This window comes from Companilactobacillus kimchii DSM 13961 = JCM 10707, from assembly GCF_001435445.1.
Lineage (GTDB): Bacteria > Bacillota > Bacilli > Lactobacillales > Lactobacillaceae > Companilactobacillus > Companilactobacillus kimchii.
Genome location: NZ_AZDH01000017.1, coordinates 1 through 15,207, shown reverse-complemented (window position 1 = coordinate 15,207; position 15,207 = coordinate 1). Strand labels below are relative to the sequence as shown.

General features: G+C 33.8%; 17 protein-coding genes. 6 read left to right on the top strand and 11 right to left on the bottom strand.

Going from position 1 to position 15,207, the window contains the following annotated elements; all coding sequences use genetic code 11:
- The first annotated feature begins 1 nt into the window (after window position 1).
- On the top strand, window positions 2-754 hold the full coding sequence (locus tag FC97_RS07060; RefSeq protein ID WP_054643677.1) for an ABC transporter permease: 753 nt from the start codon (window positions 2-4) through the stop codon (window positions 752-754).
- 50 nt (window positions 755-804) lie between these two features.
- Here the strand turns inward: FC97_RS07060 and asnB are convergent, their stop codons facing one another.
- The 5 genes from asnB to FC97_RS07035 all read right to left on the bottom strand — a co-directional run bounded on the left by asnB (window position 805) and on the right by FC97_RS07035 (window position 5,627).
- On the bottom strand, window positions 805-2,703 hold the full coding sequence (gene asnB, locus FC97_RS07055; RefSeq protein WP_056967989.1) for an asparagine synthase (glutamine-hydrolyzing): 1,899 nt from the start codon (window positions 2,701-2,703) through the stop codon (window positions 805-807).
- 50 nt (window positions 2,704-2,753) lie between these two features.
- Window positions 2,754-3,278 carry an SLAP domain-containing protein gene (locus tag FC97_RS07050; RefSeq protein WP_054643676.1) on the bottom strand — a complete coding sequence of 175 codons (525 nt, stop codon included), beginning with the start codon at window positions 3,276-3,278 and terminating at the stop codon, window positions 2,754-2,756.
- A gap of 326 nt (window positions 3,279-3,604) precedes the next feature.
- Window positions 3,605-3,949, bottom strand: coding sequence for a hypothetical protein (locus tag FC97_RS07045; protein WP_054643675.1), 345 nt, complete (start codon window positions 3,947-3,949; stop codon window positions 3,605-3,607).
- A 6-nt stretch (window positions 3,950-3,955) separates the two neighbouring features.
- The gene (locus FC97_RS13375) at window positions 3,956-4,723 is read right to left on the bottom strand and encodes an ABC transporter permease (RefSeq protein WP_143442705.1); all 768 of its coding nucleotides are present in this window, start codon (window positions 4,721-4,723) and stop codon (window positions 3,956-3,958) included.
- Window positions 4,716-5,627 carry an ABC transporter ATP-binding protein gene (locus FC97_RS07035; protein WP_054643674.1) on the bottom strand — a complete coding sequence of 304 codons (912 nt, stop codon included), beginning with the start codon at window positions 5,625-5,627 and terminating at the stop codon, window positions 4,716-4,718. Before FC97_RS07035 ends, FC97_RS13375 begins: the two co-directional genes overlap by 8 nt.
- 142 nt (window positions 5,628-5,769) lie before the next feature.
- Between FC97_RS07035 and FC97_RS07030 the strand changes: the two genes are divergently transcribed.
- Window positions 5,770-6,441 carry a response regulator transcription factor gene (locus FC97_RS07030; protein WP_054643673.1) on the top strand — a complete coding sequence of 224 codons (672 nt, stop codon included), beginning with the start codon at window positions 5,770-5,772 and terminating at the stop codon, window positions 6,439-6,441.
- A gap of 13 nt (window positions 6,442-6,454) precedes the next feature.
- Complete coding sequence (locus FC97_RS07025; protein WP_054643672.1) at window positions 6,455-7,348, top strand: sensor histidine kinase; 894 nt, start codon at window positions 6,455-6,457, stop codon at window positions 7,346-7,348.
- A gap of 44 nt (window positions 7,349-7,392) precedes the next feature.
- Here FC97_RS07025 and FC97_RS07020 read toward each other — a convergent pair whose 3' ends face one another.
- The 6 genes from FC97_RS07020 to FC97_RS06995 form a co-directional block, all read right to left on the bottom strand.
- The gene (locus FC97_RS07020; protein WP_054643671.1) at window positions 7,393-7,698 is read right to left on the bottom strand and encodes a hypothetical protein; all 306 of its coding nucleotides are present in this window, start codon (window positions 7,696-7,698) and stop codon (window positions 7,393-7,395) included.
- 18 nt (window positions 7,699-7,716) lie between these two features.
- Window positions 7,717-8,682: a 2-hydroxyacid dehydrogenase family protein gene (locus tag FC97_RS07015; RefSeq protein WP_054643670.1), complete on the bottom strand. Its 966-nt coding sequence runs from the start codon at window positions 8,680-8,682 to the stop codon at window positions 7,717-7,719.
- An 86-nt stretch (window positions 8,683-8,768) separates the two neighbouring features.
- Window positions 8,769-9,656, bottom strand: coding sequence for an alpha/beta hydrolase (locus FC97_RS07010; RefSeq protein ID WP_054643669.1), 888 nt, complete (start codon window positions 9,654-9,656; stop codon window positions 8,769-8,771).
- A gap of 87 nt (window positions 9,657-9,743) precedes the next feature.
- Window positions 9,744-10,253, bottom strand: a complete 510-nt coding sequence (locus FC97_RS07005; protein WP_054643668.1) for a VanZ family protein — start codon at window positions 10,251-10,253, stop codon at window positions 9,744-9,746.
- Window positions 10,254-10,393: 140 nt separating this feature from the next.
- Window positions 10,394-11,116, bottom strand: a complete 723-nt coding sequence (locus FC97_RS07000; RefSeq protein WP_054643667.1) for a GntR family transcriptional regulator — start codon at window positions 11,114-11,116, stop codon at window positions 10,394-10,396.
- A gap of 17 nt (window positions 11,117-11,133) precedes the next feature.
- Window positions 11,134-12,375, bottom strand: coding sequence for an alpha-L-fucosidase (locus FC97_RS06995; RefSeq protein WP_054643666.1), 1,242 nt, complete (start codon window positions 12,373-12,375; stop codon window positions 11,134-11,136).
- A gap of 199 nt (window positions 12,376-12,574) precedes the next feature.
- Between FC97_RS06995 and FC97_RS06990 the strand changes: the two genes are divergently transcribed.
- Genes FC97_RS06990 through FC97_RS06980 form a run of 3 tightly spaced genes read left to right on the top strand, consistent with a single transcriptional unit; the run spans window position 12,575 to window position 15,092 of the window.
- Window positions 12,575-13,489, top strand: a complete 915-nt coding sequence (locus FC97_RS06990; protein ID WP_054643665.1) for a PTS sugar transporter subunit IIAB — start codon at window positions 12,575-12,577, stop codon at window positions 13,487-13,489.
- 6 nt (window positions 13,490-13,495) lie between these two features.
- Complete coding sequence (locus FC97_RS06985; protein ID WP_054643664.1) at window positions 13,496-14,299, top strand: PTS mannose/fructose/sorbose/N-acetylgalactosamine transporter subunit IIC; 804 nt, start codon at window positions 13,496-13,498, stop codon at window positions 14,297-14,299.
- Complete coding sequence (locus FC97_RS06980; RefSeq protein ID WP_054643663.1) at window positions 14,274-15,092, top strand: PTS system mannose/fructose/sorbose family transporter subunit IID; 819 nt, start codon at window positions 14,274-14,276, stop codon at window positions 15,090-15,092. Before FC97_RS06985 ends, FC97_RS06980 begins: the two co-directional genes overlap by 26 nt.
- The last annotated feature ends 115 nt before the right edge of the window (window positions 15,093-15,207 follow it).

Genomic DNA, 15,207 nt, shown 5'->3' with positions numbered 1-15,207 from the left:
CATGAGAACATTGATTAGACAAGAATCTTACAAACTTATGAAACAACGTAGCACACAAATATTTTTAATTGGATTATTTCTTTTTCAACTACTAGTCGTCTTTTGTTCCAAAAAGTACCCTAAGTTCTTAAGTGATAAAGATGCCTTTCTTAACAATTACATGGCTATTATCCTAATTACATTCTTCATCATCGCCATCTGTAGTACAGTCATTACCAAAGAACGACAATTTGGGACTTTGCGTTCTCTGCTCTATCGGAAGTTTTCATACATTCAAATCATCACTAGTAAAATAATCACATTATTAACTTTCACTATTTTACTTTTTGTAGGTAACTCATTGATCAGTTTAGTATTCAAATTTGTCTTTGCTAATAAACTTGAATTAACTCATAAAATTTGGAAAGCTTGGTTACTAACTAATCTCAACAACTTTCTAACATTATTATTCTTAATGAGTCTAGTTGTTCTATTAGGAACCTTGCTCAATAGTTCTAATCTTGCATTAATGATTGGTATCATTGGTTACTTCGTCATCAACGTCTTCAATCAAATGTTACTTGCATTAATTGCTAAATTCGATTGGCTTAAATGGAATCCTTTAAACATGATGAATCTTGGTGAACAAATTCAAAGTCATGGTTTTCATCAAATGACTCAACTATCGTTAACACAGATTTCCATCGGTTATGCCATCTATATTGCAATCTTTATTATTCTAGCCATTTACAGTTTTTGTAAAAAATCCGTATAAGAAAAGTCTAGTAAATTTGGAAATAATTCCATCTTTACTAGACTTTTTGTTTACGCTTGAAGTAATACTTGTGGATCAACATCGGGCTTCTTACCACCATCGATAAAGAAAACTTTGTACCAAATTAAGAAAGTATAAATCGTCCATACTTTACGACGATCATCGTTCTTTCCTTCATGACAATCATCCAACATTTTTATAATTAGTGACTGGTCAAAGAATTTTTTAGCAAAATCAGTTGAGAACAATTTACGAAATTCTAGGTATACATCATCTGTTTTGATCCAATCCCTAATCGGAACTGGGAACCCTAATTTTTCCCGCTTAGCCCATTCTTTAGGCAAATTTCTTTCAGCGGCCACTCGCAAAGCATATTTACTATCTTTACTATTTAACAGATGCTTAGTAGGAATCTTCGCCGCTATCTCTGCCATTTCTGTATCTAAGAATGGTACTCGTAATTCAGTTGAATTAGCCATACTCATTCGATCGGCCTTCAAAAGAATATCCTTAGCCATAAATTGATGTAAATCTAAATATTGCATCTTCTTGACTTCATCTTCAGATTGACTGACTTTTTGATAACTCTTCATTACTATTTCTGAAACTGACTCTGAATCTTGATACTCAGACTTCAATAACTGTTTAGCTTCAATTTCACTGAAAACTTTAGCTTGTCCAATAAAGAACTCTTCTGCTTTAGCGGTTGATTCATATAAGTGCAATCGACCTGGAAAATTAGGGAGGTGCTTTAATCCTCGTGCTAGATTGTATCTTATTCCTTTTGGCAACTTCTTTAAATTTTCTCCTAAAGCTCGAACTATTTTGGAATGTGAGTGATAACCGTAGTTAGCATAACCAGCAAATAATTCATCAGCTCCCTCACCAGAAAGAATCACTGTCACATCTTTACTAGCCAATTTAGTCAAAAAGTACAGTGGAACACAAGAAGGATTAGCTTCTGGCTCATCCATATGATATTGAATTAACGGTATCGCCTTGATAGCTTCTTCTCTGGTCACTATCCCTCTAGTATTTTCCAGACCTAACTTGGAGGCCAAAGCTGAAGCAGCACTACCTTCTTCATAGGTATTCGTATCAAAATCGATAGAATAGGTATGCTGTGGTTTAAAGATAGCTGTCACATAACTGGAATCGACTCCACTAGATAATAATGAACCCACTGGCACGTCACTAACAGAATGTTTTTTAACCGAATCATGCATAGCTTGGTCAATTTGATCTACAGCATCCTCTAAAGATAAATTCTCTTCAGAAAATTTCATATCCCAATACTTAACAATCTTTAATTGACCATTCTTAAATATAAAATAGTGACCTTCAGGGATTCGATAAACATTTTTAAAGAAAGTTTCGTCAGTCGCTGAATATTGGAAAGTTAAAAATGGCTTCAATGATCTTTCGTTGAATTCTTTTTTAAAGTTAGGATGATGCAAAAAGGCTTTGATTTCAGAAGCAAATAGAAAAGTACCGTTATGGTTGTAGTAGTACAAAGGTTTAATTCCAAAAAAGTCCCTTGCACCAGTGATCTCACCTGATTCAAAATCATAAATGATAAAAACGAACATACCACGAATTCGTTTTAATAACTCGTCGATACCCCACTCTTCAAATCCATGCACCAATACTTCTGTATCTGTAGAAGTACTAAAAACATGTCCTAAAGATTCTAATTTTTCTCGTAATTCCACATAATTATAAATCTCACCGTTAAAAACAACGGCCTTTGTTTTATCTTCATTGTAGATTGGTTGCATCCCATTATTAACATCAATGATACTCAAACGTCTAAAACCAATCGCTACATTCTTGTCTTGAAGTGTCCCCGCACTGTTGGGTCCACGATGTCTAATTGCTTCCATCATTGAATTCAAAACTGGTTTTTTATCGGCAATCTTGCCATCGACAAAGCCAACAATTCCACACATAATTTTTCTCCCTAATCATTCAAACAAATATTATTTTAAAATCCAAAAATTTAATCTACTGCTACAAAGTCACCCGTTTGAACATACTCATTCGTTGCTACTCTTACATAGGAAATTCCATTGATCGTTATGAATCGATCAGTATGCCAAACTGTATTAGGTGCTAAAGAACGTGAAATTCTAACACCACTTCTGTTATAAAGATCTGCTGGTGCTTTAGTGCTGATTTTGATATTACCTGAATCATTCTTGTAAAGAACAACTTGCTCACCCTTTACAAATTCATTATTCCCCACACGATAGTAAATATTCCCATCAACTGTATTTTGAATATCGACACGCCATGAAGTACCTTCTCCTAATAAACGTGGAAATTGCTTACCATTAACGTCATACAGTGGAATAGATTTTTCATTTACCGTTACGCCACTAGCAAACCCAGTAATTGATGATTGAGCGTTTTTTGACGGTATAAAAGAACTAGTACTATCGGCCGAAACCGTGTTAATGCTTGTCATAACGATTGATAATGCTGCTACAACTAAACCTAGAGACATAAATCTTTTAGTTCCCATTATGTTTATTCCTTCCACTTCCATCATTAATGCTTAGAACTTATCAATAACTTCACAATAAAGAAAGGCATTTTTCCAAGTTTATTAGGCTCATTTATTTGACGAAATTGAATAGTTTAAAAATTTCCAACAGAATTAATTATATTTATTAATGCTTAAATATAATTTTTCGGCATTTCATTGTCATATCAACAAAGATCAACATTCGAATCTATATCATGTTCAATAACTGTGAGATATAAGATAACAAAATAAATATGTCTGTTCATACTAAAAAGGCAACCACATTATATTAAATATGTGATTGCTTTTATTCGTAATATTCATCAATCGTTTCTAATCAATGATAATGAAATACCGTGCTTTTGAGGAACTAGTTTATAATCTGTTGCTTCCATTCTCATATCATAACTTCCCCGATATTGACCATTCTTAATAGTTAATACATCATCATCATTAACTTTATATTTGTAAATTTGTTGATGTAGACCATTTCTCAATTTCATCTTTGATTTCGTAAATTTTGCTACGCCTTGTTTATTGCCATTTTGCTTTACAACCCAACTGAATCTTTCCAAAACTTGGGCAGTAGTCAGTTCGTGAGGACTTTTAATAATCCAAATTCCCACAACAGCAATGATTACTAATCCAATAAGGTATTTCTTCTTCATGTCGAATTACATCTCCTTATTTCTGATCACTACTACTGACAACACGATAGTAACTAAAAGTACTAACAAACTAATCGAAATGTAATTCCACAACTGATTATTAGGAATCAACCCTAAGCTAATCTTCATTGCAACACTGAAGAAATCAAAGTACTTTAACCAACTCCAATTAGCAATGTTATGTAATGTCGTTACCAAAATTGGACAGATCACAATAAAAATCGAACCAGTCACGATTGAAGATGTTAAAAGTAATACCAAGATAGCTAATCCAAAAATTACACTAATGAAAAAGGCAATTACTAAGGAGGTCTTAAAAACCGTTGCCAACAATTTTGACCAGCTTGTACCTACAGAACGGGACAATAACATCCCTGTAACAATACTAGTAAAAAAATAGACTAGACTTAATACGAAAATATTGATCAACATGACCAAATATTTAGAAATAATAAATTGTGTTCGCGTTATCCCTGAAACCAACGTATTTTTATACGTCTTTTGACTAAATTCATAACCAACTGTCATAACAAAAATACCGATAAAAGCGTATACCAGAAGACTTGATGATAAGGTGCTGGCATTAATACCATCTTTTAATGTCCAAAGCTTTGATGAATCCAGCTTTGCCATTGAATCAGTCGTGACCATGATTCCACCAACAATATTTTTACTAGTAATAACGGCTGAATACCCAATAGCAAAGAGTAGTGTCAAATAGATTCCCAAAGTGTGACTTAAACGATAGAAGTCAGTTCTTAATTGATTAAGCATTCTTAATCCCTCCTATCAAATTCGTATAATAATCCTCTAATGATTTCTCTTCCTTAGTCAAACTGATAACCGAGATACCATTTTCAACCAATTCACGATTTAGTTTGGAAGGATCAATACCTAATGAATGGATCAAGATATTTTTATCATCAACCACTGTGAATTTTTCCATAAACTTTTGATCAATCACTTGTGCTGCTTTTGAAACATCATCGACCGTTAAAACAAGACCAGATTGATTAGCCTTATCCAACTCCTCTTTGGTAATTTCTTTAATCAATTGCCCATTATAGATAAAGCCGAATCGTGTCGACACTTGATATAACTCCGTCAAAATATGACTGGAAATCAGAATCGTGATTTGCTTTTCCTGATTTAATTTCTTTAATAGTTTTCTAAATTCAATAATTCCTGATGGATCAAGTCCATTAATTGGTTCATCTAAAATCAACAAATCAGGCTCTGGTAAAATAGCTATTGCTAATCCTAAGCGCTGTCTTTGACCAAGTGACAAATTCTTAGCCTCCGTATGAACTTTTTCCGTCAAACCAACGAATTTAATTATTTCTGTAATCTTCTTAGAGTCATTGATACCACGCTGTATGGCAACTAATTTCAAATTTTCTTGAACTGTCAACTTGCCAAAAGCAGCTGGAGTCTCAATAACGGCTCCCACATGTTTAAGTGCTTGCTGATTAATTCTTTGATCAAATAGCTTAATTTCACCAACTTTGAGTGGCGATAATTGTGTGATCAAACGCATAATAGTGGTTTTTCCGGCACCATTGGAACCAATCAGACCGTAAATATCACCTTTTTGTAAGTTGAAACTCACATTGTCGATGGCTTTATAACGGCCAAATGACTTGCTGATATTATTCACTGATAGAATTGTTTTCGTCATAACAATCCCTCCTCTTCAATTAATATAGTAGAAAACATTACTTAATTTGAGATATAAATAAACCTTAATTAATTATTAATTCTAAAGAAACCAACTTTTTTATACGATAAAATTAAGATAACAAACAATTAGGGGTTAAAGTATGCATTCAAAAATATTAATAATTGAGGATAACGAAGACATTCAGGCACTTTTATTCGACGTTCTATCAAATGATTATTTGATTTATAAATCTCTTGACGGTGTCAGTGGAATTAATGAATTCAAAAATATTCAACCAGATTTAGTTATTTTGGATTTGATGTTGCCTCAGATCAATGGTGAAAGTGTTTTGAAAGTCATTCGTGATCAATCACAAGTTCCCATCATCGTCTTGACCGCTATTCAGAGCAAAGAAAAAACCGTCGCTTTACTTAACGACGGCGCTAATGATTATTTGACTAAACCATTTGATATAGCAGAATTACAGGCTCGAATTTCAGTACAATTACGTAATCAGGCCCAATCTGAAGACAATCATTTATTATCCTATGACAATATTATCTTAAACGATCAAACTCACGAAGTGACTGCCAATGATCAACCTTTGGTACTATCTAAAAAGGAATTCAACTTACTACAAATTCTCTTGTCTCATCCCCATCAGGTCTATGAAAAAAGCCAGTTGTTTCAAATGGTTTGGCATGAAGAATATTTTGAAAGTTCCGACAACACTTTAAATGTTCATATTAGCAACTTACGTCATAAACTAACCGAAGCCACCAATAATAATTATATTGTTTCCATCTGGGGTATCGGTATTCGATTTGTCTGAGGAGGGTGTCTTCATGATTATATTTTTAACTGTTATCTGTCTTATTCTAATTTTGATTCTTAGTCTTATTTTGCATGATATTAAGCGGATTACTAAGGATTTGAATTACATCAATAAAAACGATACTAATGGTGAAGTTACGACCGGAACTAGTTTGCCTATTATTAAAAAATTAGCCCAAGCTTGTAATTTCAATCTTAATGAGACCCACCAATTGAAAGAAAAACAAGCAATTCAAAATAGACAATTCAACCAAATGCTGACTAACTTAACCCACGACATCAAAACACCGCTAACTGTTTCAATTGGCTACGTCCAGTTATTAACACAACAGAGTACTGGTAAAAATCAACGTGATCTAGTTCGAGTTCAAGGCAATCTTGACTCGGTCAACTACTACCTACACTACTTAATGGATTTTAATTTAATCCGAGAGAAGAGTAAAAATCTCAGTGTCACTCAATTTAATTTATCTGACACTTTGCAAAAAGAGTTGTTCAACTATTATGACCAACTAACAGCCAAACATATCAATGCTCAAATAGAGATTGCCCCCAAAGTCATTGTGAATAGTGATGAAATGATGTTCAAACGAATCTTTCAAAATCTTATCGGTAATATTCTGAAATACGCTTCAAATGATATGGATGTTACTTTGAAAAATGAAGATGGTATCGTGAAACTCTCATTTGAAAATCAAACCAACGAAAATATTCACGATAGTAATCAATTACTCAATCGTTTTTACACGGCTGACAATTCTCGTACCAATCACAGTGTCGGTCTAGGATTGAGTATTGTGCAATCCCTTGTTACAACACTTGGCGGCAGGGTTAACTTGGAAACCGATCATAATAAATTCAAAGTTATTTTGATTTTTAAACATTTACAAACACAAAAAAGCTAGGTAATTCTATATTGAATTTACCTAGCTCTTATTATGAAACGATTTTAAATGTAACCATAGCTTTTCAATATATCAGCGGATACTTTATCAGCCGGTTTGTACCCTTGAGCCACCATATCTTTCACATAAAGACGATTGTAAAAGAAAGCGAAAACAAGAGTTACTAAAAAGGCACCACCACCCCAGGTGAATGAACCAAAAAGTATTTCTGCCAAAACTAGAATGGCAGCCCACTTAAAATCAGAGCGAAAAACTGGTGTCCAGAATCCGAAAAACATTTCAGTCCAAGAGAAACCTACTTTAACGGTTAACTGTTTTTGACTACTTTCATTTATCAAATTAGCAAACATGGCTTTCCCTCCATCACTTTATAGTCCATTAACAATATACTTAATTGGTTGCCCAGAAGCAGCTGCAATAACATTTTTGGCAACAATTGTCGCCATAGCATCGCGTGCTTCAACTGTAGCATTGCCTAAATGTGGTGTAAGCAAAACATTTTGCATCTGTTTCAATTCATCAGATACCTCTGGCTCATGTTCGTAAACGTCTAGAGCTGCACCTGCAATAACGTGTTCCTTCAATGCTTTCGTCAGTGCCACTTCATCAATAATTGGGCCACGAGCAGCATTGATCAACAGAGCACTAGACTTCATTTGGGAAAACTCTTTAGTACTTAATAAATGCTTTGTATGTTCATTGAGTGGTAAATGTAGCGTCACAACATCGGACTTTTCTAAAAGCTCTTCTTGGGAAACGAACTTAGCTCCCAATTCAACTTCACGACTAACAGGGAGACGATGGCGTTGAGTATAGAGAATTGGCATATCAAAAGCATGCATTCTCTTAGCAACAGCTTGTCCAATTTGACCTAATCCAATAATTCCTAAGGTCTTGCCTTGTAACTCATGACCCAAGAAAAATAGCGGTGCCCAACCATTGAAACCAGTGGTTCTCATCAGATGATCACCCTCAGCAATTCGATGCATCAAACCGATAATTAATCCAGTAGTAGATTCAGCTGTTGAAACAGTTGAGACGATTGGTGTATTGGTTACCGGTATGCCTAACTCCTTCGCATACGCTGTATCGATATTATTCGTTCCGGCACCAAAGTTAGCAATTAACTTTAACTTAGGAGCGTGATCCAACACATCACGATCGACTGCTGTTGACAGCGGTGTAATCAAAAAGTCGCTGTCAGCAATATGTTGTTTTAATGTTGTTACGTCAATTAGCTTATCATCAGTATACATATCAATTGTTAAGTCAGTTGCATTTAGTAAGGCTGCTGCTTTATCTGGAATTTTTCCAGCAATAAAAACTTTTGCCATTATTTGAACCTCCATCATATAAATAACTCTTTATTTCAGTATGATATACGATAATTTCTCTGACAAGTTTTTACTACCGAACAAGCCTATTTGACCAAATATTTCTTAAAGAATGCCATTTCATCGTCATTAGCTTGCTTAGCAATCGTATCCCTTTGATTGATTAAGAAAACGTGTTCACGCGGATTCTTTTCGTCACCATACATTTTAAAAACATGTGGGACTTTTTTAGCTGTCAAGAAGCCGTCGAATTTGACAGAATTGTTACGAATAAAATCATAATTAGCAGTACAAATATATGCTGGTAAAAAATTAGATTGAATATACTCTTCTGTATTGATTTGATCACGCTTGCTATTTAAAAGCTCTGGTGTGAAGTAAGCTCCCACTACATCTGTGACCGTTCCTGGATCATACATAAAATTAGCCGAACTATTTAAAGCTACGGCACGGAAATGCAGATCAGTTAATTCATAGTTAAACATCTGACGATATTTTTCGTTGGTCAAAATAGTAGTATACTGTTCAGCCATTTGCCCACCGGCACTATCTCCTATTAGGAAAACATTATTAGTGTCGAGACCATATTCGGCCGCATGATCGGCCACCCAATGAATATAGCGGTCAACATCATCCAATTCTTCTGGGAAAACCACGTCTGGTGCCAAACGATAATTAGGATTTACGAATGCAAACCCTCGTTGGGCCCAATTCAATCCGTAAAATTGATAAGTTTCTTTAGTACCGTAACACCAGCCACCACCGTGAATATTTATAATGGTAGGAATTGGTCCTTCAACATTTTCTGGTAAGTAAAGGTCTAATAAATTCCACTTCGGATCTGGTCCATAAGCTATATCGTCAACACGTTTAACACCTTCAACTTCAGTTGGAAGTCCTTCATCACGTTTGTCATCGTTAGCCTTAGCTCCCTTTCTAAAATCCATTATTGCGTCAATTATTTTTTGCTCCATTTTTGTAAGCGCCCCCATTTACTTAAAATTCTAGCATAAAAAAACAATCAATAGATTAATTCTGTCGATATTAACCTATTAATTGTTTTATTTAGTTGCGACAACTGTCTTTTTATTAGTGATATATTCGTAAACTAACATCAAGATAGCACCAACGACGATACCTAAAGCATTTGCTAGGACATCATTGATATCACTAGTCCGATTAATCAAGAACATATGTGATAAGTAATACTGGGACGTTTCAATTCCGCCACCAATCATGAACCCAGTGAAGGCCATTGAAAGTATCGACACATGTGGGAAAATTTTTCTAATTAAGAATCCTAATGGAACTGTCAAAATAATGTTTTCTGCAAAACCGATATCAATTATATCAAGCTGATGCAGATTTACCCGTCCAGTTCCCGCCGACATCACATAAACTGATGTTCCATCGAATGAAATTGGTGTAAAGAGAATCATTCCTAGAAAAGTTAAATAAACTAAGCTTATTAGATAGAAATGACGCTTCTCGAATTCCTTAACATTATGATTGATGATTAAACCACTGATTATCGAAATAGTTAATATTATTAGTAAAGGTATAAAACGCATAACCAACACTCCTTTCATAATTTGTCATTTGCTAATTGATACTTATACTTTAAAACTTGTTTATTTAAGCAAACTTAAAATTGATTGACGAAATTATGAAGTTATTGTGTTTATTTCTAATTTAATCAGAATAGTTATTTTTAAATATTTCCACCAAAAACCGATTCAGTTTCCATACCCCAAAATTCTGGTAATTTATAAGTATATGCATACTCTAGAATAGAACTATCCACGGTAGGTAAATAAGTTAATCTTTCCTGATATACGTATAAATTATTTGTCCTATTAAAATAATTTAAAATATTGGAATCTTTCACTTTACTAATAGTTGTTTTTTGAGTATACGGCAACTTATAGGGATCAAGACCAACATCTTCCTTAATTCTGCTATAAACAGAGTCAAAGTTACTATCATCATCTAATTTGTTCTTATCAATATAATCCAAGCGAATATTACTTACAGAATATTGAGATGTTTTTTCTCCAATACATCTTATCCTTGTTACTTTTAAATACTTGTCGCTTGAATGAAGCCCCATTTTTTTTAATACTGTCTTGTCATCTTTGATTTCAACATTTAAAACCTTAACTCCTTCTGAATGACCATTAGACATATTTAGATCAGTGTAAAGGACGACACTTTTATGATTTTCCTTTGCAACAAAAGTACCCTTCCCTGTGATTCTAGTAACTTTATTTTGTTGTTGTAAAACATTTAATACTTTTACGGCCGTGGTTGAGCTTACATTAAATCGGCTACAAATTTCAGATTCACTGTAAAATTTGTCTCCCTGATGTAATTTTCCACCACCTAATTCTTCGTTTAAGACATCTATTATTTCTTTATACTTAGGTACTGACATTTACCGAGATTTTCTCCTTAATCTTCAAAGTCAACCTTGGCAACACGGACTATCAAATCAGTCCCATACCTGAAACCGGTTGCGTTAACAGTAAGCATATCATTATTTTGCAAAAAGTTTAATTGTTCATTGTTATCCAACCAGGTTATTTTCTTTATCTTCTTATCAATTCCAACGAATGAGCGTGGATTTGTACCTTCACCACCCAAAACTACATTACTATTTCCAGTGACCTTAATATCATAAATGAATAAATAATCGTTTGCACCATCACTTAACACAAAATCCCTTAGTCCTTCCGCAGCTTTTATTTGCGTTGGTTTTGCACTATAAATGGCTTGACCATAAAACTTCATCCAAAGACCAATCATTTTCATATATTCCTGAGATATAATTGGAATTTCCCCGGTACCTGTAAGACCTATATTTACTAATACGTTTGCACCAACTTTTTTCCCATGACAAATGGTTTCAATCATTTCCCTTGGAGATTTATAATCAATATCATTAGTGGCGATACCCCAGTGTTTATTTAAAGTAATTGACATTTCTCCTGCAACATATTTTTGGCTTTTTTCTCCATGATTAATTGTGTCAGGAATTCCACGCTCATAAGTCACAGCATCAATTTCTGGATTAATGACTTTCCCCATATTCTTTAATCCAGTGTTATTGATAATAATCGCTTCTGGTTGATATTTACGAATAGTTCCATACAATTCATCAAGATGCCAATCGGCATCTTTTTTATTCCAATTACCATCAAACCAAAGACCACCAATCTTGCCATAATTCTTGCATAATAACTCTACTGATCTTTGTAAATACTTTAAATATTTATTGAAGTCATCTTTATACAAGGGGTTATGCCAATCATAGGATGCCATGTAAAAAAATGGATTAATATCGTATTTATGACAGGCATCAACATATTCTTTGATTAAATCTCTTTTTGCTGGACTATGCATTACATCAAAATCACTTAACCCTTTTGTATCATAAAGGAAAAATCCTTCGTGGTGCTTTGTAGTCAAAACAATGTACTTAGCACCCATATTTTTAGCTTTTTTAACAATTGACTCCGCATTAAAATCTTTTGCAGTAAATGTATTTATTAATTCTTCATATTTTCTTTGATCAATGTCATGAATGAATTCTGTCCACTCTCCTTGTTCCATTTGAGAATAAAGCCCCCAATGAATAAACAGTCCAAGTCCCATATGTTCATAATTTTTAATTCTCTCTACAGGCATACTCATCATTACAAACTCCTTTTTGGATATTTGCCATTAGGATAACACATTAGGTTATATTTATTCAAATAACGTTTTTCAGTGGAAATCATTGATGTATAGGGGTTAATTGTATTTTCAAAATGTAATTGTATTCGCTTACTTAATGTGTTAAGCTGATTTTGAAATTAAGTTAACACATTAAACATGTCGGAGGTGAATCTTTATGTATGTATTAGCTAGTCATGGTAATTATTCAAAAGAAACTCTGAGTAGCTGTGAAATGATTACTGGTAAGTTAAATGATTTCCAAATAGTATCTTTTAAAGATCCAATGGGAATTGATGATGTAGTAACAAAATATCAAGAATTATATGAAAAAAATAATGATGATTTCTTCTACATCATTTGTGATATCAAAAGTGGAACACCAGCTAACTCCGCTTTAATTTTTAAGGAAACACACAAAGACGTTAGAGTATTCTCGGGACTTTCTTTTGGATTAGTTTTATCAATTGCAACAGGTACTCCTATTGAAAATGCTCTTGAAGAAAATAAAAAATTTTTGGTAGAAATCGATCCATCAGATTCACATAAAGCAACTACTAAGAAACAGATAGCAAAAAAAGAATCGCCTAAGAAGATGCCTGGTAAAGATCCAATTATCAATGTCAGAATTGACGCTCGATTGATACATGGTCAAGTCGCTACCATGTGGACTAGTAGCTTATCCGCTAGCCGAATTATGGTAATTGACGATAGTATTGTGAAAAGCAACGTTCAAAAAATGACTTTGAAAACAGCTGTTCCAGGTGGTGTGCATTTAAGTATTTTAACTACTGATGGTGCAGCAAGACGGATAAAAGAAAATCAATACGCTGGACAAAGGGTATTCATCATCGTTAGGAATCCTGCCGTGTTAAGTAAATTAACAGATGATGGAGTTAAGTTGAAAGAAATAAACGTTGGAAATATTTCAATGAAACAAGGTGCTCGACAAGTTGCTAAGAGTGTCGCTGTTACAGAAGAAGATGTAAAAACCTTTAACGATTTAAATAGTAAAGGAATCAATTTATATCATCAAATGGTGCCGAATGATAAAAAGCAAAATTTCATGACATTATTGGATAAAGGAGAATAAATTATTATGAGTATTGCTTGGTGGCAAATATTATTACTAACTTGTTTATCATTTTGGATGATTATCGATCAAATTACTGTTGGTATCTTATGTAATTATCCATTATTAATTGGATTTGTTTCGGGTATTATAATGGGCGACTTAAAAACTGGACTAGTTGTAGGTGCTACGCTTCAATTAATGGTCTTAGGAGTTGGTACTTATGGCGGTGCAAGTATGCCTGACTTTATGACCGGTGCCATCATTGGTACCGCCTACGCGGTTATGACAGGTAAAGGAGTCAACTTTGCCATTGGATTAGCCGTTCCTGTTGGGCTATTAATGGTTCAGCTTGATGTGTTAGCAAGGTTCACAAATACCTTCTTCTTACATAAAGTCGATAAATATATTGACGAAAATGACACAACAAATGTAGCAAAAAATATCATCTATGGTGTATTCCCTTGGGGACTATCCAGATCAATCCCTGTGTTTGTTATGTTGATTGTTGGTAATAGTGTTGTAACTAAAATTGTTAATGCTATCCCTACTTGGCTATCAAATGGATTAAATGTAGCTGGTGGTATTCTACCAGTCGTCGGTATTGCCATTTTATTGAGATTTTTACCAACAAGGAAATTTATTTCCTACTTAATAATAGGCTTTATTGCAGCTTCATATCTCAAAATTCCAATGCTTGGAGTTGCTCTTCTAGGTCTAGCGTTAGCTATTATGCATTACAAACAAGGTAGTAATAGTAATAATTCAAACTCAGATAATACTACACGTGAGGAGGAAACTGAAAATGAACTCGGTGAATACGAAAACTAATAAAGTCATTACAAAAAAAGACTTATTCAGAGCTAACTGGCGTTGGCTTTGGTCAAGTCAAATTTGTTGGAATTATGAAAGAATGATGTCTACTGGTTACCTATATACCATGCTCCCAACACTAAAAAAACTTTATTCAAAAGATAACGATCGTGTAGAAATGATGAAGATGCACAACCAATTCTTTAATACCAATGCCTACGTTGGTGGTTTCATCATTGGTATGGATATGGCTATTGAGGAAAAAGAAGGAATAAAAGCGAAAGATACGATTGCTGGATTAAAGACTGGCTTAATGGGGCCTTTTGCAGGTGTTGGTGATACTATTTTCGGGGTTATTCTTCCCACCATTTTTGGATCAATTGGTGCTTATATGGGACTTCACGGAAATCCAATTGGCGCAATTATTTGGCTTTTAGTTAATTTTGCCGTATTATTCTTAAGATTTTCATTATTACCATTAGGTTATTCTCAAGGTGAAAAATTAATTTACGCTGCCGGTGACAAACTAAACAAAATTACCGATTCAGCAATCTTGCTCGGTGTTACTGTTGTTGGTGCATTGATTCCAACCGTGGTATCAGTTAAAGTTCCCTTAGTTTTCAAAACTGGTAAGGTTGTTCTTAAAGCTCAATCTATTTTGAATCAAATTATGCCTTCTCTTGTACCCGTCATTTTAGTGGCAATTTGTTATTGGCTACTAGGTAAAAAGAAAATGAATTCAACAAGACTAATCGTTTCTGTTTTAATTGTTGGAATTATTCTTGGCGGATTAGGTATTTTAAGTAAGTAACTTCTTGAACATTAACTATTATTTTCCATCATTAATAATAAAAAAGAGCCTGATCAATCTGAAGTGCAATAAAAAAGTTAGACATTTTTATAGGTTTTAAAAAATCATGGATTGT

Coding starts and splice junctions, on each gene's coding strand:
- FC97_RS07060 (WP_054643677.1), top strand. CDS start 2: ATGAGAACATTGATTAGACAAGAATCTTACAAACTTATGAAACAACGT.
- asnB (WP_056967989.1), bottom strand. CDS start 2,703: ATGTGTGGAATTGTTGGCTTTGTCGATGGCAAGATTGCCGATAAAAAA.
- FC97_RS07050 (WP_054643676.1), bottom strand. CDS start 3,278: ATGGGAACTAAAAGATTTATGTCTCTAGGTTTAGTTGTAGCAGCATTA.
- FC97_RS07045 (WP_054643675.1), bottom strand. CDS start 3,949: ATGAAGAAGAAATACCTTATTGGATTAGTAATCATTGCTGTTGTGGGA.
- FC97_RS13375 (WP_143442705.1), bottom strand. CDS start 4,723: ATGCTTAATCAATTAAGAACTGACTTCTATCGTTTAAGTCACACTTTG.
- FC97_RS07035 (WP_054643674.1), bottom strand. CDS start 5,627: ATGACGAAAACAATTCTATCAGTGAATAATATCAGCAAGTCATTTGGC.
- FC97_RS07030 (WP_054643673.1), top strand. CDS start 5,770: ATGCATTCAAAAATATTAATAATTGAGGATAACGAAGACATTCAGGCA.
- FC97_RS07025 (WP_054643672.1), top strand. CDS start 6,455: ATGATTATATTTTTAACTGTTATCTGTCTTATTCTAATTTTGATTCTT.
- FC97_RS07020 (WP_054643671.1), bottom strand. CDS start 7,698: ATGTTTGCTAATTTGATAAATGAAAGTAGTCAAAAACAGTTAACCGTT.
- FC97_RS07015 (WP_054643670.1), bottom strand. CDS start 8,682: ATGGCAAAAGTTTTTATTGCTGGAAAAATTCCAGATAAAGCAGCAGCC.
- FC97_RS07010 (WP_054643669.1), bottom strand. CDS start 9,656: ATGGAGCAAAAAATAATTGACGCAATAATGGATTTTAGAAAGGGAGCT.
- FC97_RS07005 (WP_054643668.1), bottom strand. CDS start 10,253: ATGCGTTTTATACCTTTACTAATAATATTAACTATTTCGATAATCAGT.
- FC97_RS07000 (WP_054643667.1), bottom strand. CDS start 11,116: ATGTCAGTACCTAAGTATAAAGAAATAATAGATGTCTTAAACGAAGAA.
- FC97_RS06995 (WP_054643666.1), bottom strand. CDS start 12,375: ATGAGTATGCCTGTAGAGAGAATTAAAAATTATGAACATATGGGACTT.
- FC97_RS06990 (WP_054643665.1), top strand. CDS start 12,575: ATGTATGTATTAGCTAGTCATGGTAATTATTCAAAAGAAACTCTGAGT.
- FC97_RS06985 (WP_054643664.1), top strand. CDS start 13,496: ATGAGTATTGCTTGGTGGCAAATATTATTACTAACTTGTTTATCATTT.
- FC97_RS06980 (WP_054643663.1), top strand. CDS start 14,274: ATGAACTCGGTGAATACGAAAACTAATAAAGTCATTACAAAAAAAGAC.